The following is a 23486-nucleotide window of genomic DNA, read 5'->3' as shown; positions in this document are numbered from 1 at the left end:
GATGGGCCGGACAAAGCAGATCTAAAGGTGGGAGGGGGCGTGCTCCCGATAGCGGCCTGTCAGTTGATCTCTTTGTTGCTGACCCGCCGCTATCGGGAGCAAGCCCCCTCCCACAATAAGCCGGGTGTTCAAATGGTCAGGCGCGTCAGCTCAACGCCAGGTTCCTGGGTCACGCTCAATTGCTGGACGATGGCGTCCTGCAAACGTCGGCACAGTTCCGGGTCGGACAGCGGCTGGTTGTCGGCATCGGTAATAAAGAACACGTCTTCCACCCGCTCGCCAAGGGTCGCAATCTTGGCGTTCTGCAATGACAGGTCGAACTCCAGAAAGATCCCGCCGATGCGTGCCAGCAGGCCTGGGCGGTCCGGTGCGCTGAGCTCCAGCACCGTTACCGGGCGCTGGGCATCGTTGGAAATGGTCACCTGGGGCGCAAAGGCAAAATGCTTGAGCTGGCGCGGCACCCGGCGCTGGATGATGGTCGGGTAATCGTCCGGGTTGCGCAGGGCTTCGGTCAGGCCCTCGCGGATCTTTTTCACCCGCGCCGGGTTGTCGCCAATCGAGTCGCCGTCGGTGTCGAGCACGATGTAGGTGTCGAGGGTGAACTGGCTGCTGGAGGTGATGACCCGGGCGTCATGGATGTTCAGGTTGAGCTGGTCCATGGCGGCCACGGTCACGGCGAAGAAGTCGTGCTGGTCCGGCGCGTAGATGAAGATCTGCGTGCCGCCTTCGAATTCGCGCTGGGTAGTTTCCTTGATCAGCACCAAAGGGCCGCCATCGGCCGGTTGCTGCAGGATCGCGTCGCTGTGCCAGGCTACGTCGCCGGCGGTGTGGCGCAGGAAATAATCGTCACCCAGTTGCGACCAGAGTTGCTCGACGTCGTCCGGGTCGTTGCCACCGCGTACGAGGATATCCAGGGCCGCGCTCTGGGTGCGGCGGATCTGTTCTTCGCGATCCACCGGGTTCTCCAGGCCGCGGCGCAGGGCGCGCTTGGTCTCGGTATACAACTGGCGCAACAGGCTGGCACGCCAGGAATTCCACAGCGTGGGGTTGGTGGCGTTGATGTCGGAGACCGTCAGCACATACAGGTAGTCGAGGCGGGTTTCATCGCCGACGACTCCCGCGAAATCGTGGATCACCTGCGGGTCGGACAAATCCTTGCGCTGGGCAGTGGTCGACATCACCAGGTGGTTTTGCACCAGCCAGACAATCAGGCGGCTGTCCCACAGGGGCAACTGGTGACGCTGGCAGAAGGCTTCGGCGTCCACCGCGCCAATTTCCGAGTGATCGCCATGCCGGCCCTTGCCGATATCGTGATACAGGCCGGCCAGGTAGATCAGTTCGGGCTTGGGCAGTTTGGCCATCAGCTTACTGGCCAGCGGGAATTTCTCTGACACCTGGGTGTACTGCAACTTACGCAGATGCTTGATCAGGTTCAGGGTGTGGGCGTCGACGGTATAGATGTGGAACAGATCATGTTGCATTTGCCCGACGATAAAGCCGAACTCCGGCAGATAGCGCCCGAGGATGCCGTAGCGGTTCATGCGCCGCAGGTTGCGGTGGATGCCGATGCGGCACTTGAACAGCTCGATGAACAGGCTGGTGTTGCGGATGTCGTTGCGAAATTCGTCGTCGATCAGGTGGCGGTTTTCCCGCAGCAGGCGAATGGTATCGGCACGCACGCCTTTGATATCCGGCTGCTGGGCCATTAGTACGAAGATTTCCAGCATGGCGAACGGGGTGCGGCGGAACACGTTGTCGTTGCGTGCCTCGATATAGCCATCGTGCAGCTGGAAGCGCGCATTGATCGGCTGCGGCGGCGCTTCGTCTTCGGGAGCCAGGATCACCTCTTCGAAGTGCTGGATGATCAGGTCACTGAGCTGGGCAATGCTCATGACCACCCGGTAATACTGCTGCATGAAGCTTTCGATGCTGGTCTTCGCGTCTTCGCCTTCAAACCCCAGCAGGGTGGCGATGGAGCGCTGGTGATCGAACAGCAGGCGGTCTTCGGAACGTCCGGCCAGCATGTGCAGGGCGTAGCGCACCTTCCACAGGAACTCCTGGGACGAGGCCAGCAGAGTGTTTTCGCTTTCCACCAGGAAGCCCTCGCCGGCCAGGGCGCGCAGGTTCAGCGTGCCATATTGGCGGCGCGCCACCCACAAAATCGTCTGGATATCCCGCAGCCCGCCCGGGGAGCCTTTGACGTTGGGTTCCAGGTTGTATTCAGTGTCGTTGTACTTGTGGTGCCGCGCCTTCTGTTCGGCGCGCTTGGCCAGGAAGAAATCCTTGCTCGGCCACATGTGTGCAGTGCTGGTGACTTCGAGCATGCGTTGGCGCAGGCGCTCGGGGCCGGCGATGGTGCGGCTTTCCATCAGGTTGGTGATCACCGTCAGGTCGGCGCGGGCTTCTTCGGCGCACTCGGCTACCGAGCGCACGCTCTGGCCGACCTCCAGGCCGATGTCCCACAGCAACGTCAGAAAACGCTCGATAGAATCGCGAAAGATCTCATGGTCGGCGCTGTCCAGCAGGATCAGCAGGTCGATGTCGGAGTAGGGGTGCAGTTCGCCGCGACCGTAGCCGCCGACAGCCACCAGGGCGATATCGGCGTTTGCACTCCAGCTGAACTGTTCCCAGGCCTTTTGCAGGATGTTATCGACGAACCAGGCGCGATCCTCGATGAGGCGACGGATGTCCCGACCGCTGCGAAAGCGCGCGTCGAGCACCTCGCGGGCCTGACGGATGGCCTTCTTGAAGGCGGCGATGGGGCTCGCCTTCAGTGCCAGCTCGGCCTGGAACTGGCCGCGGTCGAAGAGTTCGGGATCCACCTGGGGCATCGATCGGCTTTCCTTTCTATCTAATAGTCAGTCACAGCACAGCGTGGGAAAACCAGCACAGCCTTTTTACGCAGAGACGCGAGGGATTGTGTCGTCGGCGCGCAGGGTGAAGATCTCGTAGCCGGTGTCGGTGACCAGCAGGGTGTGTTCCCACTGGGCCGAGAGCTTGCGGTCCTTGGTAATGGCGGTCCAGCCGTCGCCCAGCACCTTGGTGTCGGCCTTGCCCTGGTTGATCATCGGCTCGATGGTGAAGGTCATGCCGGCCTTGAGTTCCATGCCGGTGCCGGCCTTGCCGTAGTGCAGGATCTGCGGCTCTTCGTGGAACACCTTGCCGATGCCGTGGCCGCAGAATTCGCGCACGACCGAGAAGCCGTTCTTTTCCGCGTGCTTCTGGATCACTTCGCCGATGTCACCCAGGCGGCAGCCAGGCTTGACGATCTCGATAGCCTTGTACATGCATTCCTGGGTGACCTGGGACAGGCGCTCGGCCCACACCGGCACGTTGCCGACGTGGAACATACGGCTGGTGTCGCCGTGGTAGCCATCCTTGATCACGGTGACGTCGATGTTCAGGGTGTCGCCATCCTTCAGCGGCTTGTCACCGGGAATCCCGTGGCAGACCACGTGGTTGATCGAGGTGCAGATCGACTTGGGGAAGCCTTTGTAGTTCAGTGGGGCAGGGATGGCTTTTTGCACGTTGACTATATAGTCGTGGCAGATACGGTCCAGCGCCTCGGTGGTGACACCGGGCTTGACGTGTTCGGCAATCATTTCCAGCACGTCGGCAGCCAGTTTGCCGGCAACGCGCATGCCTGCGATGTCTTCGGCGGTTTTCAAGGTAACGGTCATACAGGCTCTCTCTAGCGCGACGCGCTGAAATCAATACGGTTCACGGGGGGCGCGACAAAGGGGTGAAGCATTCGCGCAAGTCCCAAAAAACGCAATTCTAACAGACGATGGTGTCAAATCATGAGCGTCTGGTGATCGCTTCTCTCTATCAAGGTAGCGCCAGGGTGGCTCTATTCAAGGGTTTGGCTAAAGGCGGCGGGGCAAATGTGATTGCGGGTTTCGTTTTTGTCGATGCTGTGGTATAAAATGCGCCGCTTTCCGGGGATACCCCGCGAAGCTTAAATCCACACACGTGTCGACACGATGACCTGGGTGCCGGAGGCCTTGATGCCGCTGGTTGGTCATTGGGATACGTGGAGGCCAAACCCGACTTATTAAGGAACTATCATGTCCCAAGTCAACATGCGCGATATGCTGAAGGCCGGTGTGCACTTCGGTCACCAGACCCGTTACTGGAACCCGAAAATGGGTAAGTACATTTTCGGCGCGCGTAACAAGATCCACATTATCAACCTTGAAAAAACCCTGCCAATGTTCAACGAAGCACTGACTTTCGTAGAGCGCCTGGCCCAGGGCAAAAACAAGATCCTGTTCGTCGGCACCAAGCGTTCCGCTGGCAAGATCGTTGCTGAAGAAGCAGCACGTTGCGGTTCGCCGTACGTCGATCACCGCTGGTTGGGCGGCATGCTGACCAACTTCAAAACCATCCGTGCTTCCATCAAGCGTCTGCGTGACCTTGAAGTGCAAGCCGAAGACGGTACTTTCGCCAAGCTGACCAAGAAAGAAGCGCTGATGCGCACTCGTGACCTGGAAAAGCTCGATCGTTCCCTGGGTGGTATCAAGGACATGGGCGGTCTGCCTGACGCACTGTTCGTTATCGACGTTGATCACGAGCGCATCGCGATCACCGAAGCCAACAAGCTGGGCATCCCGGTTATCGGCGTAGTCGATACCAACAGCAGCCCGGAAGGCGTTGACTACATCATCCCAGGCAACGATGACGCAATCCGCGCTATCCAGCTGTACATGGGTTCGATGGCTGACGCTGTAATCCGTGGCCGCAACCACGTTGCTGGTGGTACCGAGCAGTTCGTTGAAGAAGCTCCGGTAGCTGCCGCTGAGTAACTGACGCCCTGGCGTTGACTCAGTAAGCAAAAAGGGGGCTTGGCCCCCTTTTTGCCACCTCGAAAACCATTTGTCGGCAGCGCAGCTACATTCTTTGTAACGTGCAGCGGCCTACAACGGAGATTCGGGAAGAATTGATCGCCCGTTTGATCGGGTGGAATGGTTGAAAACCTATCCAAGAGGATTTTGAAATGGCAGAGATTACTGCAGCGTTGGTTAAAGAACTGCGTGAGCGTACCGGCGAAGGCATGATGGATTGCAAAAAGGCCTTGACCAAGGCCGGCGGCGACATCGAAAAAGCCATTGATGACATGCGTGCTTCCGGCGCCATCAAGGCTGCCAAGAAAGCAGGCAACGTCGCTGCTGAAGGCGCCATCGCCCTGAAGGAAGACGGTAAATCCGCCGTTCTGCTGGAAGTGAACTCGCAGACCGACTTCCTGGCCCTGCAGGATGACTTCAAGGCATTCGTTGCTGCCAGCGTCGAGAAAGCCTTCGCTGACAAGCTGACCACTGTTGAGCCTCTGATCGAAGCTCAAGAAGCTGATCGCCTGGTACTGGTCGGCAAGGTTGGCGAAAACGTCAATATCCGTCGCCTGGTTCGCGTTGAAGGTGATGTCGTTGGTGGTTACCTGCACGGCAACAAGATCGGTGTAGCGGTTGTTCTGAAAGGCGGCGACGTTGAGCTGGCCAAAGATATCGCGATGCACGTTGCAGCCAGCAACCCTGAGTTCCTGCTGCCTTCGGAAGTTTCTGCCGAAGCGATCGAGCGCGAAAAAGCGGTATTCCTGCAGCTGAACGAAGAAAAAATCAAAGGCAAGCCAGAAAACATTGTTGAGAATATGGTCAAGGGCCGTATCAGCAAGTTCCTGGCTGAAGCAAGCCTGGTTGAACAGGCGTTCGTCAAGAACCCTGAAATCAAGGTGGGCGAACTGGCCAAGAAAGCCGGTGCTGAAATCGTTTCCTTCACTTACTTCAAAGTAGGCGAAGGCATCGATAAGCCGGTCGACAACTTCGCTGAAGAAGTTGCTGCCCAGCTGGCTGCCGCCAAGCAATAAGACAGTTCCAGACTGTCGCCGAAAGAGGCTGCCCGCTCACGCGCGCAGCCTCTTTTCAAATGGGAAGGCCAATTTTATTTGGTTTCCTCTCGGAACTGGCTTACAAAGCCGTGTTCCGATGGCGCTGTGATAGCGTCCAGCTAGAGTGAACGCAAGCCGTAAACGGCTCGCCAAGAATTTTTTAAAAAAATACGCCGCAGGAGAGATTCGCAATGGCTCAGCAGGGCAGTGGTTATCAGGCTCGCTATAAACGCATTCTACTCAAGCTCAGCGGCGAGGCCCTGATGGGCTCGGAAGAGTTCGGGATCGACCCCAAGGTGCTTGACCGCATGGCGCTGGAAGTCGGCCAGCTGGTCGGTATCGGCGTGCAGGTCGGCCTGGTGATTGGTGGTGGCAACCTGTTCCGTGGTGCGGCACTGAGTGCGGCTGGCATGGATCGGGTCACCGGCGACCACATGGGCATGCTGGCCACTGTGATGAACGCCCTGGCCATGCGCGACGCCCTGGAGCGCGCCAACATCTCGGCCATCGTGATGTCGGCTATTTCCATGGTTGGCGTGACTGATCACTATGATCGACGCAAAGCCATGCGCCACCTGAATTCCAAGGAAGTGGTGATCTTCGCTGCCGGCACTGGTAACCCATTCTTTACCACCGACTCGGCTGCGTGCCTGCGCGCGATCGAAATCGATGCCGACGTGGTGCTCAAGGCGACCAAGGTAGACGGCGTATACACTGCAGACCCATTCAAAGACCCGCATGCCGAGAAGTTCGATCATCTGACCTACGATGAAGTGCTGGATCGCAAGCTGGGCGTGATGGACCTGACGGCTATCTGCCTGTGCCGCGACCACAAAATGCCGTTGCGCGTATTTAACATGAACAAGCCCGGCGCCCTGCTGAATATCGTACACGGCGGCGCAGAAGGGACTCTGATCGAGGAAGGCCAACAATGATCAATGAAATCAAGAAAGACGCCCAGGCGCGTATGCAGAAATCCCTGGAATCCCTGAGCCACGCATTTGGCCAGATCCGTACCGGCAAGGCGCACCCGAGCATCCTGGGCAGCGTGATGGTGCCTTACTACGGCGCTGACACTCCTCTGAGCAGCGTGGCCAACGTCACCGTCAAGGACTCGCGTACCCTGCAAGTCGTGGCTTTCGAGCGCAACATGCTTGCTGCTGTAGACAAAGCGATCCAGAGCGCCGGCCTGAACCTCAACCCGACCAACCTGGGCGAGTTGTTGCTGATCTCCATGCCTGCCCTGACCGAGGAAACCCGTAAAGGCTTCACCAAGCAGGCACGCAGTGCCGCTGAAGATGCGCGCGTTGCCGTGCGCAACATCCGCCGTGATGCATTGGGTGACCTGAAGAAGCTGGTCAAGGACAAGGAAATCAGCGAAGACGAAGAGCGTCGTGCCGTCGCTGATATCGACAAGCTGACCAAGGACGCCGAAGCGCAGATCACCAAGGCGACCGAAGAAAAAGAAAAGGACCTGATGGCCGTATAAGGGGTCAGGACGCCTTCATGGAAAAGACCAAGCAGACTGTGCCCTCCGTGGTGCCGCGCCATGTCGCGATCATCATGGATGGGAATAATCGCTGGGCGAAAAAACGCTTTATGCCGGGTGTTGCCGGGCATAAAGCGGGTGTTGACGCGGTAAGGGCAGTGATTGAGGTGTGCGCTGAGGCCAAGGTCGAAGTGTTGACCTTGTTCGCCTTCTCCAGTGAAAACTGGCAGCGGCCCGCCGATGAAGTCAGCGCCTTGATGGACCTGTTCTTCAAGGCGCTGCGTCGTGAGGCCAAGCGCCTCAATGACAACAACATCAGTCTGCGCATCATTGGTGATCGCTCGCGGTTCCACCCGGAACTGCAAGCCGCCATGCGCGAAGCCGAGGCTATTACCGCAGGCAGTAACCGCTTTGTGCTGCAGATCGCAGCCAACTACGGTGGCCAGTGGGATATCGCCCAGGCAGCGCAACGGCTGGCCCGCGAAGTGCAGGCCGGTCACCTGCGACCGGACGACATCACGCCTGAACTGTTGCAAACCTGCCTGGTGACTGGCGACCTGCCGTTGCCGGACTTGTGCATTCGTACCGGTGGCGAGCATCGCATCAGCAATTTCCTGCTGTGGCAGCTGGCATACACCGAGTTGTACTTCTCCGACCTGTTCTGGCCGGACTTCAAACACGATGCCATGCGTAATGCGCTGGCTGATTTCGCTTCCCGTCAGCGTCGCTTCGGTAAAACGAGCGAGCAGATCGAAGCTGGAGCCCGGGTTTAAATGTTAAAACAACGAATCATCACGGCGCTGATCCTGCTGCCGATTGCCTTGTGTGGTTTTTTCCTGCTTGAAGGTTCCGGCTTTGCGCTGTTTATCGGCCTGGTCGTGACGCTGGGAGCCTGGGAGTGGGCGCGCCTGGCGGGTTTCAGCGGCCAATTGCCGCGTATGGCGTATGCGGCAGTGGTCGCAGTGCTGTTGTTCCTGATGTACATCCTGCCGGACATTGCGCCTTGGGTGCTGGGTGCGGCAGTGCTGTGGTGGGCGTTGGCGACATTCCTGGTGCTGACTTACCCGCGCACCAGTGGCCAGTGGTCGAGCGTGGCCTGCAAGCTGGTGATTGGCCTGCTGATCCTGCTGCCGGCCTGGCAAGGGCTGGTGGAAATCAAGCGTTACCCCCTCGGTAACGAATTGATCCTGGCGGTGATGGTGCTGGTGTGGGGCGCAGACATTGGCGCCTACTTCTCCGGCCGTGCCTTCGGCAAGCGCAAGCTGGCCCCGGCCGTCAGCCCCGGCAAGAGCTGGGAAGGCGTGTATGGCGGCTTGGCGTTGACGCTGCTGATCACGCTGGTAGTCGGTATGGTACGCGGCTGGTCGGTGAAGGAGATTTTCATGGCCTTGCTGGGCACGGCTATCGTCGTGTTCATCTCGGTGGTGGGTGACCTCACCGAAAGCATGTTCAAACGCCAGGCCGGCATTAAGGACAGCAGTAACCTGCTGCCAGGGCATGGTGGTGTGCTGGATCGTATCGACAGCCTGACTGCCGCGCTGCCGATCTTCGCTGTGCTGCTGTGGATGATCGCTTCGTGAGCCGCCTGCAACAGGTCACCGTGCTGGGGGCGACCGGCTCGGTCGGGCTGAGTACCCTGGACGTCATTGCCCGTCATCCTGATCGCTATCAGGTTTTCGCCCTGACCGGCTTCACGCGCTTGAGTGAGTTGCTGGCCTTGTGTGTGCGCCATGCGCCGCGCTTTGCCGTGGTGCCTGAGGCGGCGGCAGCCCGTAGCTTGCAGGATGATCTGCGGGCTGCCGGGCTGGACACCCAGGTCCTGGTGGGTGAGGCGGGGCTGTGCCAGGTGTCAGCCGATGCGCAGGTGGATACCGTCGTGGCGGCGATTGTCGGTGCGGCGGGTTTACGCCCGACCCTCGCTGCAGTCGATGCAGGCAAGAAGATTCTGTTGGCCAATAAGGAAGCCTTGGTCATGTCCGGGGCGCTCTTCATGCAGGCGGTGCGCAAGAGCGGTGCGGTGCTGCTGCCACTCGACAGCGAGCACAACGCAATTTTCCAGTGCATGCCCGGGGATTTTGCCCGCGGCTTGAACCAGGTCGGCGTGCGCCGGATTCTACTGACGGCGTCTGGTGGTCCATTCCGGCAGACTCCGTTGGCCGAGCTGGAACATGTGTCTCCCGATCAGGCCTGCGCTCACCCGAACTGGTCCATGGGGCGCAAAATCTCCGTGGATTCGGCAAGCATGATGAACAAGGGCCTGGAGTTGATCGAGGCGTGCTGGTTGTTCGATGCGCGGCCTGACCAGGTCGAGGTGGTGATTCACCCGCAAAGCGTGATCCATTCCCTGGTCGATTACGTGGACGGTTCGGTGTTGGCGCAGCTGGGTAATCCGGATATGCGTACACCGATCGCCAACGCCTTGGCCTGGCCGCAGCGGATTGATTCCGGCGTAGCGCCATTGGATCTGTTTGCGGTGGCGCGCCTGGACTTCGAAGCGCCGGACGAGCAGCGCTTCCCATGCCTGCGCCTGGCTCGGCAGGCGGCCGAGGCGGGCGGCACCGCGCCGGCGATGCTGAATGCGGCCAATGAAGTGGCCGTGGCGGCGTTTCTCGAACGGCGCATCCGCTTTCCGCAGATCGCGAGTATCATCGAGGACGTCCTGGGCCTTGAGCCTGTCGTGGCGGTGAATGACCTGGGGGCCGTGTTTGAGGCGGATACCAAGGCGCGAGCCCTGGCCGGACAATGGCTGGGCCGCAATACGCGTTAGGCTGTGGGTGGGATCGAGCCTTCAGGCATTGGATTGAAATGCGGAGAAATTAGATGAGTGCGCTCTACATGATTGTCGGCACCCTGGTTGCTCTGGGTGTGCTGGTTACCTTCCACGAATTTGGCCACTTTTGGGTGGCGCGTCGTTGCGGCGTCAAGGTATTGCGCTTTTCCGTCGGTTTCGGCATGCCTTTGTTGCGCTGGCATGATCGCCGTGGCACCGAGTTTGTGATCGCCGCTATCCCGCTGGGTGGCTACGTCAAGATGCTCGATGAGCGTGAAGGCGAAGTGCCCGCTGATCAGTTGGACCAATCGTTCAATCGCAAGACCGTTCGTCAGCGTATCGCGATTGTCGCTGCGGGCCCGATTGCCAACTTCCTGTTGGCGATGGTGTTCTTCTGGGTGCTGGCCATGATGGGCAGCCAGCAGGTGCGTCCGGTCATCGGCGCGGTCGAGGCGGACAGCATCGCGGCCAAGGCGGGCCTCATCGCAGGGCAGGAAATTGTTTCCATTGATGGCGAGCCTACCACGGGTTGGGGCGCGGTCAATTTGCAGTTGGTGCGTCGCCTGGGTGAAAGCGGCACCGTCAATGTGGTGGTGCGTGACCAGGATTCCAGCGCCGAAACCCCGCGGGCATTGGCGCTGGATCATTGGCTCAAAGGGGCCGACGAGCCGGATCCGATCAAATCCCTGGGGATTCGCCCTTGGCGCCCGGCATTGCCGCCGGTGCTGGCTGAGCTCGATCCGAAAGGCCCGGCCCAGGCCGCGGGCCTGAAAACCGGTGATCGTCTGTTGGCCCTCGATGGCCAGGCGCTGGGTGACTGGCAGCAAGTGGTCGACCTGGTGCGTGTACGCCCTGATACCAGGATCGTGCTGAAAGTTGAGCGAGAGGGTGCTCAAATCGATGTGCCTGTGACCTTGTCGGTTCGTGGCGAGGCCAAGGCGGCCGGGGGGTACCTGGGGGCCGGCGTCAAAGGTGTCGAGTGGCCGCCATCGATGGTACGAGAGGTCAGCTTCGGGCCTTTGGCCGCGATTGGCGAGGGCGCGAAACGCACCTGGACCATGAGCGTGCTGACCCTCGAATCGCTCAAGAAAATGTTGTTCGGTGAGCTCTCGGTAAAAAACTTGAGTGGACCGATAACCATTGCTAAAGTGGCGGGCGCTTCTGCCCAGTCGGGTGTCGCGGATTTCCTGAATTTCCTGGCTTATCTGAGTATTAGCCTGGGGGTTCTGAATTTGCTGCCCATTCCAGTATTGGATGGGGGGCATCTGTTGTTTTATCTGGTCGAGTGGGTGCGTGGTCGCCCCTTGTCGGATCGGGTGCAGGGTTGGGGGATACAGATCGGTATCAGTTTGGTGGTCGGAGTGATGTTGTTAGCTCTGGTCAACGATCTGGGACGACTGTAACGCTTCGCTGAATTGCGAATCTGCCGCATTTTGCGGCAGTTTGTTTATTGCCAGTTGGAATAAGAAAGGACTTCATGAAACGTCTGCTGCTAACTGCGGTTCTCACCGTATTGATGATCGCCGAAGTTCACGCCGAGTCCTTCACTATCTCCGATATTCGTGTCAACGGCCTCCAGCGGGTATCCGCCGGTAGCGTCTTTGGTGCCTTGCCGTTGAACGTCGGGGAACAGGCGGATGATCGTCGCCTGGTGGAATCCACTCGTGCGCTGTTCAAAACCGGGTTCTTTCAAGATATCCAGCTGGGTCGCGAAGGCAACGTCCTGGTTATCACGGTCGTCGAGCGACCTTCCGTCGCCAGTATCGCGATCGAGGGTAACAAGGCCATCTCCACTGAAGACCTGATGAAGGGCCTCAAGCAATCCGGCCTGGCCGAGGGCGAGATCTTCCAGCGCGCTACCCTTGAAGGTGTGCGTAACGAGCTGCAACGCCAGTACGTTGCCCAGGGCCGCTACTCCGCGACCGTGGAAACCGAAGTAATCCCGCAGCCTCGTAACCGTGTGGGCCTGAAGGTCAACATCAACGAAGGCACCGTGGCGGCCATCCAGCACATCAACGTGGTGGGCAACACCAAGTTCGCTGATGACGACCTGGTCGACCTGTTCGAACTCAAGACCACCAACTGGCTGTCGTTCTTCAAGAACGATGACAAGTACGCCCGTGAAAAACTCTCCGGTGACCTGGAACGCCTGCGCTCCTACTACCTGGACCGTGGCTACATCAACATGGACATCGCTTCGACCCAGGTGTCCATCACCCCGGACAAGAAGCACGTCTATATCACCGTCAACGTCAACGAAGGCGAGAAGTACAAGGTTCGTGACGTCAAGCTCAGCGGCGACCTGAAAGTCCCTGAAGACCAGGTCAAGTCCCTGCTGCTGGTGCAGAAGGACCAGGTGTTCTCGCGCAAGCTGATGACCACCACCTCCGAACTGATCACTCGTCGCCTGGGTAACGAAGGCTATACCTTCGCCAACGTCAACGGCGTGCCGACCCCGAATGATGAAGACCACACCGTGGACATCACCTTCGTCGTCGACCCGGGCAAGCGTGCCTACGTCAACCGCATCAACTTCCGCGGCAACACCAAGTCTGCCGACGAAGTGCTGCGTCGTGAGATGCGCCAGATGGAAGGTGGCTGGGCTTCGACCTACCTGATCGACCAGTCCAAGACCCGTCTTGAGCGCCTGGGCTTCTTCAAGGAAGTCAACGTCGAAACTCCGGCCGTACCGGGTGTGGATGACCAGGTTGACGTGAACTACGCCGTTGAAGAACAAGCCTCGGGTTCGATCACCGCCAGCGTCGGTTTCGCACAGAGTGCCGGCCTGATCCTCGGTGGCTCGATCACCCAGAACAACTTCCTCGGTACCGGTAACAAGGTGTCCATCGGCCTGACCCGCAGCGAATACCAGAGCCGCTATAACTTCGGTTATGTCGACCCCTACTGGACTGCTGACGGTGTGAGCCTGGGCTACAACGCCTTCTACCGCACCACCGACTACAAAGACCTCGACGTTGACGTTGCAAGCTATGCGATCGACAGCCTGGGTGTGGGCGCCAACATCGGTTACCCGATCAGCGAGACCTCGCGCCTGACCTTTGGCATCACTGCGCAACAGGATGAGATCAAGACCGGTGTGTACACCGTGGACGAGATCTTTGACTTCACCCGTCGTGAAGGCGACAAGTTCCTGAACTTCAAGGCGTCTGCCGGCTGGTCCGAGTCGACCCTGAACAAAGGTGTGCTGGCAACCCGTGGTCATTCCCAAAGCCTGACTGCAGAAGTCACCACGCCGGGCAGCGACCTGTCGTTCTTCAAGCTCGATTACCGCGGCCAGCTGTTCCAGCCGTTGAGCGATAACTACACCATGCGCCTGCACACTGAGCTGGGCTATGGCGACGGTTACGGTTCCACTGATGGCTTGCCGTTCTATGAAAACTACTACGCCGGTGGTTTCAACTCGGTGCGTGGCTTCAAGGACAGTACGTTGGGCCCGCGTGGTACCCCGAGCCGCGGTGTTGAACAAACCGGTAACGCCGGAACGCGACGTGACGACGACAACGACCCGCTGCCATTCGGTGGTAACGTGCTGATCCAGGGTGGTGCAGAGATCCTGTTCCCGCTGCCATTCGTCAAGGACCAGCGTTCGCTGCGCACCTCGGTCTTCTGGGACGTGGGTAACGTGTTCGACTCCAAGTGTGAACAAGTCACCAACCCGAACGGTTCGCGGTCCAACACCCAATGCAACGACGTGAGCCTCAGCAACCTGGCGAGCTCCGTGGGCGTGGGTGTGACCTGGGTGACGGCGCTGGGCCCGTTGAGCTTTGCTCTGGCCATGCCGATCAAGAAACCGGATAACGCTGAAACCCAGATTTTCCAATTCTCCCTCGGCCAGACGTTCTAAGCGTCTGACCTAAGATAACGACAACGGATTCTGTAGGAGTACATCGTGCGTAAGTTGACTCAATTGGTCCTGCTGGCCACTGTGCTGGTAACCACCCCGGCCTTCGCCGAAATGAAAATCGCCGTGCTGAACTATCAGATGGCCCTGCTGGAATCCGATGCGGCCAAGAAGTACGCCGTGGATGCCGAGAAGAAGTTCGGTCCGCAACTGACCAAGCTCAAGACGTTGGAAAGCAGCGCCAAGGGCATCCAGGATCGCCTGGTAGCCGGTGGCGACAAGATGCAGCAAGGCGAGCGCGAGCGTCTGGAGCTTGAATTCAAGCAAAAGGCCCGTGACTACCAGTTCCAGTCCAAGGAACTGAACGAAGCCAAGGCCGTGGCTGACCGTGAGATGCTCAAGCAGCTCAAGCCCAAGCTCGACAGCGCCGTGGAAGAAGTCATCAAGAAGGGTGCCTTCGACCTGGTGTTCGAGCGCGGCGCCGTGATTGACGTAAAGCCTCAATACGACATCACCCGCCAGGTGATCGAGCGCATGAACCAGCTGAAGTAACCCATGACTGCGACTATCAAGCTCGGCGAGTTGGCCGAGTTCCTGGGAGCCACCTTGCGTGGCTCCCCGGAGAAAGAAATTACTGGGCTAGCCACCTTGCAGGAGGCTGGCCCAGCTCAGTTGAGCTTCCTCGCAAACCCCCAATACCGTAAGTACCTGGTCGATTGCCAGGCCGCAGCCGTGTTGCTGAAGGCCGCTGACGCCGAAGGGTTTATCGGGGATGCGCTGGTGGTGGCCGACCCGTACCTGTCGTACGCCAAGGCGTCACACCTGTTCGATCCCAAGCCGAAAGCGGCTGGCGGTATTCATCCGTCTGCCGTGATCGCCGATGATGCCCAGGTTGATCCTGCGGCCAGCATTGGTGCGTTCGCCGTGATCGAGAGTGGTGCGCGTATCGGTGCAGGCGTGACCGTGGGCGCCCACTGCTTTATCGGTGCGCGCTGCGAAATCGGCGCCGATGGCTGGCTGGCCCCCCGTGTGACCCTCTACCACGATGTGCGTATTGGTCAGCGTGTGGTCATTCAGTCGGGGGCGGTGATCGGTGGTGAAGGGTTCGGTTTTGCCAACTCCAAGGGTGTCTGGCACAAGATCGCCCAGGTCGGCGGCGTATTGATCGGCGACGATGTGGAGATCGGCGTGAACACCGCTGTTGATCGCGGGGCCCTGGCCGATACCGTGATCGGCAACGGCGTGAAGCTCGATAACCAGATCCAGATCGCCCACAACGTACAGATTGGCGATCACACCGCCATGGCTGCCTGCGTGGGCATCTCCGGCAGCACCAGGATCGGCAAGCATTGCATGCTCGCCGGTGGTGTCGGGCTGGTCGGGCATATCGACATTTGCGACAACGTCTTCATCACCGGCATGACCATGGTGACCCACTCGATTACCGAGCCTGGTGCCTATTCTTCCGGTACCGCCATGCAACCTGCGGCTGAATGGCGCAAGAGTGCGGCGCGGTTGAGGAAGATCGACGACATGGCACGACGCATCAAACAGCTGGAAAAGCGTGTTGGGGACGTGACCCCTGGCGGTAATGCTTCATCAGAAGGCTGATACCATTTCCATATCAAGTGTGCACAGCCGCTAGACTGCCCCCTTGATTTGCTAGCGGGGCGTGCGCTTAGTCCGCCCGCCCCCAATCTTTATTACAGGCTTCCCCCCGAAATGATGGACATCAACGAGATTCGCGAATACCTGCCTCACCGTTACCCGTTCCTGCTGGTGGATCGTGTAGTGGACCTCAACGTCGAGGAAAAGCGCATTCGTGCCTACAAGAATGTCAGCATCAACGAACCATTCTTCAACGGTCACTTTCCTGCGCATCCAATCATGCCGGGTGTGTTGATCATCGAGGCGATGGCCCAGGCTGCCGGTATCCTTGGTTTTAAAATGCTCGACCTCAAGCCTGCCGATGGCACGCTTTACTATTTCGTGGGTTCCGACAAACTGCGTTTTCGCAGCCCGGTCACTCCGGGTGACCAGTTGATCCTGGAAGCCAAGTTCATCAGCTGCAAGCGCCAGATCTGGAAGTTCGAATGCCAGGCCTCGGTCGATGGCAAGCCAGTGTGCTCTGCCGAGATCATCTGTGCGGAACGCAAACTATGAGTTTGATTGACCCTCGCGCAATCATCGATCCGTCGGCCGTACTGGCCGCCGACGTTGAGGTCGGCCCTTGGTCGATCGTCGGCGCAGGTGTGGAAATCGGCGAGGGGACTGTCATCGGGCCGCACGTGATCCTCAAGGGTCCGACCCGCATTGGCAAACACAATCGTATCTACCAGTTTTCCTCGGTAGGTGAAGACACCCCGGACATGAAGTACAAGGGTGAAGAAACACGCCTGGTAATCGGTGACCACAACATCATCCGTGAAGGCGTCACCATTCACCGCGGGACTGTGCAGGATCGTGCCGAAACCACCTTGGGTGATCACAACCTCGTCATGGCCTATGCGCATATCGGCCATGACAGCGTGATCGGCAACCATTGCATCCTGGTCAATAACACCGCGCTGGCAGGCCACGTGCACGTTGACGACTGGGCGATCCTGTCCGGATTCACCCTTGTGCATCAGTATTGCCATATCGGCGCCCACAGCTTCTCCGGCATGGGCACTGCTATCGGCAAGGATGTCCCGGCATTCGTTACGGTGTTCGGCAATCCTGCCGAAGCCCGTAGCATGAACTTCGAAGGCATGCGCCGCCGGGGTTTCAGCGAGGATGCGATCCACGCCCTGCGCCGCGCCTACAAGACCGTTTACCGCCAAGGATTGACGGTTGAGCAGGCCCTTACCGAACTGACCGAGCCGGCTACGCTGTTCCCGGAAGTCGCGGTGTTCCGTGACTCGATCCAGGCGTCGACTCGCGGCATCACCCGCTGATCATGGCCAACCTGCGTATTGCGCTAGTGGCCGGTGAAGCTTCCGGCGATATCCTGGGTGCTGGCCTGATGCGTGCCCTCAAGGCCCAGCATCCCGCGGTGGAATTTATCGGGGTGGGTGGCCCCTTGATGCAGGCCGAAGGTCTTGCCTCCTATTTTCCCATGGAGCGTCTGTCGGTCATGGGCCTGGTGGAGGTATTGGGACGCCTGCGCGAGCTTCTCGCTCGTCGCAAACTGCTGGTCAAGACACTCATCGAAGAAAAGCCCGATGTGTTTATCGGTATCGATGCGCCGGATTTCACCCTCAATATCGAACTCAAGCTGCGTCAGGCTGGAATCAAGACCGTGCACTACGTCAGCCCGTCCGTGTGGGCGTGGCGACAGAAGCGCGTGTTGAGGATCCGTGAAGGCTGCGACCTGATGTTGACCCTGTTGCCATTCGAGGCGCGGTTCTACGAAGAGCAGGGCGTGCCGGTGCGTTTTGTCGGTCATACCTTGGCAGATGCCATCCCCCTGCACGCTGACCGTGCTGCGGCGCGTGCCGCATTGGGCTTGCCCGATGGCCCATTGGTGGCGTTGATGCCGGGCAGTCGTGGCGGTGAGGTCGGGCGCTTGGGTGCGCTGTTTTTTGACGCCGCCGAACGTCTGCAAGCGCAAAAACCGGGCGTTCGTTTTGTATTGCCATGCGCCAGCCCGCAACGTCGCGCGCAGATCGAAACCTTGCTGGAAGGCCGCGACCTGCCGCTGACCCTGCTCGACGGCCAGTCCCACCTGGCCCTGGCAGCCTGCGATGCCGTGCTGATCGCGTCGGGTACTGCCACCCTGGAGGCCTTGCTGTACAAGCGCCCCATGGTCGTAGCCTATCGCCTGGCGCCGCTGACCTTCTGGATCCTCAAGCGCATGGTCAAGAGCCCCTACATCTCTCTGCCCAACCTGCTGGCCCAGCGCCTGCTGGTGCCGGAGTTATTGCAGGACGATGCAACGCCTGAGGCGCTTGCGCAAACTCTACTACCCTTGATCGACGGCGGCGAAGAGCAGACCCGTGGTTTCGATGACATTCACCGTACCCTGCGTCGTGATGCCTCGAACCAGGCGGCCGACGCCGTGTTGACCTTGATCGGCCAAAAACAGGGAGCCTTATGATCACGCAAATGGGCCTGGATTTCAGCCTGGTTGCCCAAGCCCATGAGCTGGTGGCCGGCGTTGACGAAGTAGGGCGCGGTCCGCTGTGCGGTGCAGTGGTCACGGCGGCGGTGATCCTTGACCCGAACCGTCCGATCCTGGGCCTCAATGATTCGAAAAAACTCACTGAAGCCCGTCGTGAAAAACTCTTCGACGAGATCTGTGAGAAAGCCCTGAGCTGGCATATTGCCCGGGCAGAAGTAGAAGAAATCGACGAATTGAACATCCTGCACGCTACTATGCTGGCCATGCAGCGTGCGGTGGAAGGCCTGCATATCACCCCGAAATTGGCGATGATCGACGGCAATCGTTGCCCGAAACTGGCGATGCGCGCTGAAGCCGTGGTCCAGGGCGATGGCAAGGTTCCGGCCATTGCTGCGGCGTCGATCCTGGCCAAGGTCAGTCGTGATCGCGAAATGGCTGCGTTCGATTTGATCTACCCCGGCTATGGCATGGGTGGGCATAAGGGCTATCCGACACCCGTTCATCTGGAAGCCCTGGCCCGCCTCGGCCCAACGCCTATCCATCGTCGCTCCTTTGCCCCGGTGCGCCAGGCTTATGAGGCGCGTGAGAGCCTGATCGAGGTTTAGCGGCAAGGCTGATGTTTTTACCAAGGCCCGGTACAATCCGGGCCTTGTTGTTTTCATGTATCAAGACAGGATCACTATGCCGGCTTCATTCGTTCACCTGCGCCTGCACACTGAATACTCCCTGGTCGACGGCCTGGTACGGATCAAGCCACTGGTCAAAACCCTGGTGGGCATGAACATGCCTGCGGTGGCGGTTACCGATCAGAACAACATGTGCTCCCTGGTCAAGTTCTACAAGAATGCCATGGGCGCCGGCATCAAGCCGATCTGCGGTGTCGACCTGTGGCTGTCCAACAAAGACCCGGATAACCCCCTTAGCCGCATCAGCCTGCTGGCGATGAACGGCGTGGGTTATCGCAACCTTACCGAACTGATTTCCCGTGGTTTTATCGACGGCCAGCGCAACGGCTCGATTATTATCGAGCGCGAGTGGGTGGCCGAAGCCAGCGAAGGCGTGATCATGCTCTCGGCGGCCAAGGAAGGTGAAATCGGTATCGCGCTGCTGGGCGGTAATCCCCAGGAAGCCGAAGTGCTGGCCCGCGAATGGATGCAGGTTTTTCCGGACCGCTTCTACCTGGAAGTCCAACGTACCAACCGCCCCAATGATGAAGAGCACCTGCACGCCGCCGTGGCCCTGGCCGACAAGCTGGGCGCGCCGCTGGTGGCGACCAACGATGTGCGCTTTATCAAGAAAGAAGATTTCGAGGCCCACGAAACCCGCGTGTGCATCGGCGAAGGTCGGGCCCTGGATGACCCGCGCCGCTCGAAAAACTACAGCGAAGAGCAGTACCTCAAAAGCGCCGAAGAAATGGCGGAGTTGTTCAGCGATTTGCCCGAGGCCCTGGAAAACTCCGTCGAGATCGCCAAACGCTGCAACATTGAAGTGAAGCTGGGCAAGCACTTCCTGCCCAACTTCCCGATTCCCGATGGCATGACCATCGATGAGTACTTCCGCAAGGTGTCGTTCGATGGCCTGGAGGAGCGCCTCAGCGTGCTGCTGCCCAAAGACACCACCGAAGACTATGAAGCCAAGCGTCAGGTGTATGTCGACCGGTTGAATTTCGAGCTGGATATCATCATCCAGATGGGGTTCCCGGGCTACTTCCTGATCGTGATGGACTTTATCCAGTGGGCCAAGAACAACGGCGTGCCGGTCGGTCCGGGCCGGGGGTCAGGTGCTGGCTCCCTGGTGGCCTATGTGCAGAAGATTACCGACCTCGACCCGCTGGAATATGACCTGCTGTTCGAACGGTTCCTGAACCCGGAACGGGTATCCATGCCCGACTTCGATGTCGACTTCTGCATGGACGGTCGCGACCGGGTCATCGAGTACGTGGCCGAGAAATACGGCCGCAACGCGGTAAGCCAGATCATCACCTTCGGTTCCATGGCCGCCAAGGCGGTAATCCGTGACGTGGCGCGGGTGCAAGGCAAGTCCTACGGTTTGGCGGATCGCCTGTCGAAGATGATCCCGTTCGAAGTCGGCATGACCCTGGAAAAAGCCTACGAACAGGAAGAGATCCTGCGCGACTTCATCAAGGTCGATGAAGAAGCCGCGGAAATCTGGGAGATGGCGCGCAAGCTTGAAGGCGTGGTGCGTAACGTCGGTAAGCACGCCGGTGGTGTGGTGATCGCGCCGACCAAGCTGACCGACTTTTCGCCGATCTATTGCGATGAAGAAGGCGACGGCCTGGTGACCCAGTTCGACAAGGATGACGTGGAGGCGGCCGGCCTGGTGAAGTTCGACTTCCTCGGCCTGCGCACCCTGACCATCATCGACTGGGCGCTCAAGACCATCAACCGCGACCGTGCCAAGGTCGGCGAAGAACCGCTGGACATCGCGTTTATCCCGCTGGACGACAAGCCGACCTACAGCCTGTTGCAAAAAGCCGAAACCACGGCGGTGTTCCAGCTTGAATCCCGGGGCATGAAGGAGCTGATCAAAAAGCTCAAGCCCGACTGCCTGGAAGACTTGATCGCACTGGTGGCCCTGTTCCGTCCGGGCCCGCTGCAATCGGGCATGGTGGATGACTTCATCAACCGTAAGCACGGCCGCGCCGAACTGGCGTATCCGCACTCCGACTACCAGTACGAGGGCCTCAAGCCCGTATTGGCGCCGACCTACGGCATCATCCTGTACCAGGAACAGGTGATGCAGATCGCCCAGGTGATGGCGGGCTACACCCTAGGTGGTGCGGACATGCTGCGTCGCGCCATGGGTAAGAAAAAGCCCGAGGAAATGGCCAAGCAGCGTGGCGGTTTCATTGAAGGCTGCGCAACTAACAATATCGACGCCGACCTGGCGGGTAACATCTTCGATCTGGTGGAGAAGTTCGCCGGTTATGGCTTCAACAAATCCCACTCCGCCGCCTACGGTCTGGTGTCGTACCAGACCGCCTGGCTGAAAGCCCACTATCCAGCGCCGTTCATGGCAGCAGTACTCTCGGCGGATATGCACAACACCGACAAGGTCGTGACCTTGATCGAGGAAGTGCGCACCATGAAGCTGCGCCTCGACGCGCCGGACGTGAACGCCTCGGAGTTCAAGTTCACGGTGAATGACGAAGGCCGCATCATTTATGGCCTCGGCGCGATCAAGGGCGTGGGCGAAGGCCCGGTGGAAGCCATCACTGAGGCGCGCCAGGACGGGCCGTTCAAGGACCTGTTCGATTTTTGCGCACGGGTTGACCTCAAGCGCATCAACAAACGCACCCTCGATGGCTTGATCCGCAGCGGCGCACTCGACCGGCTCGGCCCGTATTTCCATGATGAGCCGAAGGCTTACCAGGCCAATATCGACCGCAACCGCGCGGTGCTGCTCACCGCCATGGAAGAGGCGATCAAGGCTGCCGAACAGACCGCACGTACCCATGACAGCGGTCACGCCGACCTGTTTGGCGGGCTGTTTGTCGAAGAAGATGCTGATGTCTACGCCAACCATCGCAAGGCCAAGGAGCTGACCCTCAAGGAGCGTCTCAAGGGTGAGAAAGATACCTTGGGCCTGTACCTCACCGGTCACCCGATTGACGAGTACGAAGGCGAGATCCGACGTTTCGCCCGCCAGCGCATCATCGACCTGAAACCGGCGCGCGATACCCAGACCGTCGCCGGCATGATCATCGCCCTGCGGGTGATGAAAAATAAGAAGGGCGACAAGATGGGCTTTATCACCCTGGACGACCGCTCGGGCCGTATCGAGGCGTCGCTGTTTGCCGACGCCTTCCACTCCGCCCAGTCGCTGCTGCAGACCGACGCCATGGTGGTAGTGGAAGGGGAGGTCAGCAACGACGACTTCTCCGGCGGCCTGCGCCTGCGTATCAAGCGGGTGATGAGCATGGAAGATGCCCGTACCAACCTCGCCGAAAGCCTGCGCTTGAAGGTCAAGACCGAAGCGCTCAAGGGCGATCAGCTACGCTGGTTGGGTGACCTGCTCAAACGCCACCGTGGCGCTTGCCCGGTGACCATGGAGTACACCGGCAATGACGCCAAGGCCATGTTGCAGTTTGGCGAGACGTGGCGAATTGATCCCGCCGATGGCTTGATTCAAGCTTTGCGTGACCAGTTCGGGCGAGACAACGTCTTCCTCCAATACCGTTGACGGTCAGTACCCCTGACCTCGGCTGAACATTTAATCTCGACCTAAACGCGCCTCTCCCTTAAGGTAGGGCGCGAATAGACAACCGGCTGGCCAGGCACCCCTTGGCCGTCGACCCAAGACGGACGCTTATGAACCCGAATTTTCTTGATTTCGAACAGCCGATCGCTGACCTGCAAGCCAAGATCGAAGAGCTGCGCCTGGTCGGCAATGACAATTCGCTGAATATCGGCGATGAGATCGCTCGCCTGCAAGACAAGAGCAGCACGCTCACCGAAGACATTTTCGGCAAGCTGACCAGCTGGCAGATCGCGCGCCTGGCTCGCCACCCGCGCCGTCCGTACACCCTGGACTACATCGAGCACATCTTCACCGAGTTCGACGAGCTGCACGGCGACCGACATTTTTCCGATGACGCAGCCATCGTAGGCGGTATCGCTCGCCTGGACGACCAGCCAGTGATGGTGATCGGTCACCAGAAAGGCCGTGAAGTGCGCGAGAAGGTGCGCCGCAACTTCGGCATGCCGCGCCCGGAAGGCTACCGCAAGGCGTGCCGCCTGATGGAAATGGCCGAGCGCTTCAAGATGCCGATCCTGACTTTCATCGACACCCCGGGCGCCTACCCGGGTATCGATGCCGAGGAGCGTAACCAGAGCGAAGCGATTGCCTGGAACCTGCGGGTCATGGCGCGCCTGAAAACCCCGATCATCGCCACCGTGATCGGTGAGGGTGGGTCCGGCGGTGCACTGGCCATCGGCGTCTGCGACCAGCTGAACATGCTGCAATACTCGACCTACGCGGTGATCTCACCGGAAGGTTGCGCCTCGATCCTGTGGAAAACCGCAGAGAAGGCGCCGGATGCGGCTGAAGCCATGGGCATCACCGCTGATCGCCTCAAGGGCCTGGGGATTGTGGATAAAGTCATTGCCGAGCCACTGGGCGGCGCTCACCGCGACCCGGCTGCGGCCGCCGCGACCATCCGTGCTGAACTGGGCTCGCAATTGGCGATGCTCAAGAAGCTGGATAACGAAGCGCTGCTGGCCCGTCGTTACGAACGCCTTATGAGCTACGGTCTCTAAAGTCGCAGCAGTACTAATGTGGGAGGGGGCTTGCTCCCGATTGCTGGGTGTCAGTCACTGTATCTGCTGACTGATCCACCGCTATCGGGGGCAAGCCCCCTCC

Annotated in this window: 19 protein-coding genes; 17 read left to right on the top strand and 2 right to left on the bottom strand. The window is 59.5% G+C overall.

The genetic code is table 11. From position 1 onward, the window contains the following. Window positions 1-128: 128 nt before the first annotated feature. Both ASD70_RS21880 and map read right to left on the bottom strand, forming a co-directional pair. Window positions 129-2831 carry a [protein-PII] uridylyltransferase gene (locus tag ASD70_RS21880; protein WP_046071284.1) on the bottom strand — a complete coding sequence of 901 codons (2703 nt, stop codon included), beginning with the start codon at window positions 2829-2831 and terminating at the stop codon, window positions 129-131. Between the two features lie 66 nt (window positions 2832-2897). After that, window positions 2898-3680, bottom strand: coding sequence for a type I methionyl aminopeptidase (map, locus tag ASD70_RS21875; protein ID WP_043049616.1), 783 nt, complete (start codon window positions 3678-3680; stop codon window positions 2898-2900). A gap of 387 nt (window positions 3681-4067) precedes the next feature. On the opposite strand from map, the gene rpsB reads away from it, so the two are divergent. The 17 genes from rpsB to ASD70_RS21790 all read left to right on the top strand — a co-directional run bounded on the left by rpsB (window position 4068) and on the right by ASD70_RS21790 (window position 23383). After that, window positions 4068-4805, top strand: coding sequence for a 30S ribosomal protein S2 (gene rpsB, locus ASD70_RS21870; protein WP_003219330.1), 738 nt, complete (start codon window positions 4068-4070; stop codon window positions 4803-4805). A 191-nt stretch (window positions 4806-4996) separates the two neighbouring features. Then, window positions 4997-5860 carry a translation elongation factor Ts gene (gene tsf, locus ASD70_RS21865; protein ID WP_046071285.1) on the top strand — a complete coding sequence of 288 codons (864 nt, stop codon included), beginning with the start codon at window positions 4997-4999 and terminating at the stop codon, window positions 5858-5860. A 212-nt stretch (window positions 5861-6072) separates the two neighbouring features. Next, a complete protein-coding gene (pyrH, locus tag ASD70_RS21860; protein WP_003189161.1) occupies window positions 6073-6816 on the top strand; it encodes a UMP kinase in 744 nt (247 codons plus the stop codon). Beyond that, on the top strand, window positions 6813-7370 hold the full coding sequence (gene frr, locus ASD70_RS21855) for a ribosome recycling factor (RefSeq protein ID WP_043049618.1): 558 nt from the start codon (window positions 6813-6815) through the stop codon (window positions 7368-7370). The genes pyrH and frr overlap by 4 nt, the downstream gene beginning before the upstream one ends. A gap of 17 nt (window positions 7371-7387) precedes the next feature. Then, the gene (uppS, locus tag ASD70_RS21850) at window positions 7388-8143 is read left to right on the top strand and encodes a polyprenyl diphosphate synthase (protein ID WP_005785713.1); all 756 of its coding nucleotides are present in this window, start codon (window positions 7388-7390) and stop codon (window positions 8141-8143) included. Further along, window positions 8144-8950, top strand: coding sequence for a phosphatidate cytidylyltransferase (locus ASD70_RS21845; protein WP_046071286.1), 807 nt, complete (start codon window positions 8144-8146; stop codon window positions 8948-8950). Further along, window positions 8947-10137, top strand: coding sequence for a 1-deoxy-D-xylulose-5-phosphate reductoisomerase (gene ispC, locus ASD70_RS21840; RefSeq protein WP_056847434.1), 1191 nt, complete (start codon window positions 8947-8949; stop codon window positions 10135-10137). Before ASD70_RS21845 ends, ispC begins: the two co-directional genes overlap by 4 nt. 53 nt (window positions 10138-10190) lie before the next feature. Continuing rightward, window positions 10191-11543 carry a sigma E protease regulator RseP gene (rseP, locus tag ASD70_RS21835; RefSeq protein ID WP_046071288.1) on the top strand — a complete coding sequence of 451 codons (1353 nt, stop codon included), beginning with the start codon at window positions 10191-10193 and terminating at the stop codon, window positions 11541-11543. Between the two features lie 74 nt (window positions 11544-11617). After that, window positions 11618-14005, top strand: coding sequence for an outer membrane protein assembly factor BamA (bamA, locus tag ASD70_RS21830; protein ID WP_046071289.1), 2388 nt, complete (start codon window positions 11618-11620; stop codon window positions 14003-14005). Window positions 14006-14050: 45 nt separating this feature from the next. Beyond that, on the top strand, window positions 14051-14554 hold the full coding sequence (locus tag ASD70_RS21825; RefSeq protein ID WP_003172279.1) for an OmpH family outer membrane protein: 504 nt from the start codon (window positions 14051-14053) through the stop codon (window positions 14552-14554). A 3-nt stretch (window positions 14555-14557) separates the two neighbouring features. Then, window positions 14558-15613 carry a UDP-3-O-(3-hydroxymyristoyl)glucosamine N-acyltransferase gene (gene lpxD, locus ASD70_RS21820; RefSeq protein ID WP_046071290.1) on the top strand — a complete coding sequence of 352 codons (1056 nt, stop codon included), beginning with the start codon at window positions 14558-14560 and terminating at the stop codon, window positions 15611-15613. Between the two features lie 111 nt (window positions 15614-15724). Further along, entirely contained in the window at window positions 15725-16165 is a 441-nt protein-coding gene (gene fabZ / locus ASD70_RS21815; protein ID WP_034118457.1) for a 3-hydroxyacyl-ACP dehydratase FabZ, read from the top strand. After that, window positions 16162-16938 (top strand): acyl-ACP--UDP-N-acetylglucosamine O-acyltransferase, encoded by a 777-nt coding sequence (lpxA, locus tag ASD70_RS21810; RefSeq protein WP_043049624.1) that lies wholly within the window; start codon window positions 16162-16164, stop codon window positions 16936-16938. Before fabZ ends, lpxA begins: the two co-directional genes overlap by 4 nt. Window positions 16939-16940: 2 nt before the next feature. Next, entirely contained in the window at window positions 16941-18080 is a 1140-nt protein-coding gene (gene lpxB / locus ASD70_RS21805; protein ID WP_056847433.1) for a lipid-A-disaccharide synthase, read from the top strand. Continuing rightward, a complete protein-coding gene (gene rnhB, locus ASD70_RS21800; protein ID WP_046071292.1) occupies window positions 18077-18709 on the top strand; it encodes a ribonuclease HII in 633 nt (210 codons plus the stop codon). The genes lpxB and rnhB overlap by 4 nt, the downstream gene beginning before the upstream one ends. A gap of 76 nt (window positions 18710-18785) precedes the next feature. After that, the gene (gene dnaE / locus ASD70_RS21795) at window positions 18786-22307 is read left to right on the top strand and encodes a DNA polymerase III subunit alpha (protein ID WP_046071293.1); all 3522 of its coding nucleotides are present in this window, start codon (window positions 18786-18788) and stop codon (window positions 22305-22307) included. 128 nt (window positions 22308-22435) lie between these two features. Further along, window positions 22436-23383 carry an acetyl-CoA carboxylase carboxyltransferase subunit alpha gene (locus tag ASD70_RS21790; protein ID WP_003189182.1) on the top strand — a complete coding sequence of 316 codons (948 nt, stop codon included), beginning with the start codon at window positions 22436-22438 and terminating at the stop codon, window positions 23381-23383. The last annotated feature ends 103 nt before the right edge of the window (window positions 23384-23486 follow it).

This window comes from Pseudomonas sp. Root569, from assembly GCF_001427465.1.
In the GTDB taxonomy this organism is placed as follows: domain Bacteria; phylum Pseudomonadota; class Gammaproteobacteria; order Pseudomonadales; family Pseudomonadaceae; genus Aquipseudomonas; species Aquipseudomonas synxantha.
The sequence above is the reverse complement of the archived record's forward strand: the minus strand, read 5'-3'. Positions and strand labels throughout refer to the sequence as shown.

Coding starts and splice junctions, on each gene's coding strand:
- ASD70_RS21880 (WP_046071284.1), bottom strand. CDS start 2,831: ATGCCCCAGGTGGATCCCGAACTCTTCGACCGCGGCCAGTTCCAGGCC.
- rpsB (WP_003219330.1), top strand. CDS start 4,068: ATGTCCCAAGTCAACATGCGCGATATGCTGAAGGCCGGTGTGCACTTC.
- bamA (WP_046071289.1), top strand. CDS start 11,618: ATGAAACGTCTGCTGCTAACTGCGGTTCTCACCGTATTGATGATCGCC.
- fabZ (WP_034118457.1), top strand. CDS start 15,725: ATGATGGACATCAACGAGATTCGCGAATACCTGCCTCACCGTTACCCG.
- tsf (WP_046071285.1), top strand. CDS start 4,997: ATGGCAGAGATTACTGCAGCGTTGGTTAAAGAACTGCGTGAGCGTACC.
- rnhB (WP_046071292.1), top strand. CDS start 18,077: ATGATCACGCAAATGGGCCTGGATTTCAGCCTGGTTGCCCAAGCCCAT.
- lpxD (WP_046071290.1), top strand. CDS start 14,558: ATGACTGCGACTATCAAGCTCGGCGAGTTGGCCGAGTTCCTGGGAGCC.
- pyrH (WP_003189161.1), top strand. CDS start 6,073: ATGGCTCAGCAGGGCAGTGGTTATCAGGCTCGCTATAAACGCATTCTA.
- lpxB (WP_056847433.1), top strand. CDS start 16,941: ATGGCCAACCTGCGTATTGCGCTAGTGGCCGGTGAAGCTTCCGGCGAT.
- ASD70_RS21845 (WP_046071286.1), top strand. CDS start 8,144: ATGTTAAAACAACGAATCATCACGGCGCTGATCCTGCTGCCGATTGCC.
- frr (WP_043049618.1), top strand. CDS start 6,813: ATGATCAATGAAATCAAGAAAGACGCCCAGGCGCGTATGCAGAAATCC.
- map (WP_043049616.1), bottom strand. CDS start 3,680: ATGACCGTTACCTTGAAAACCGCCGAAGACATCGCAGGCATGCGCGTT.
- lpxA (WP_043049624.1), top strand. CDS start 16,162: ATGAGTTTGATTGACCCTCGCGCAATCATCGATCCGTCGGCCGTACTG.
- ASD70_RS21790 (WP_003189182.1), top strand. CDS start 22,436: ATGAACCCGAATTTTCTTGATTTCGAACAGCCGATCGCTGACCTGCAA.
- dnaE (WP_046071293.1), top strand. CDS start 18,786: ATGCCGGCTTCATTCGTTCACCTGCGCCTGCACACTGAATACTCCCTG.
- rseP (WP_046071288.1), top strand. CDS start 10,191: ATGAGTGCGCTCTACATGATTGTCGGCACCCTGGTTGCTCTGGGTGTG.
- uppS (WP_005785713.1), top strand. CDS start 7,388: ATGGAAAAGACCAAGCAGACTGTGCCCTCCGTGGTGCCGCGCCATGTC.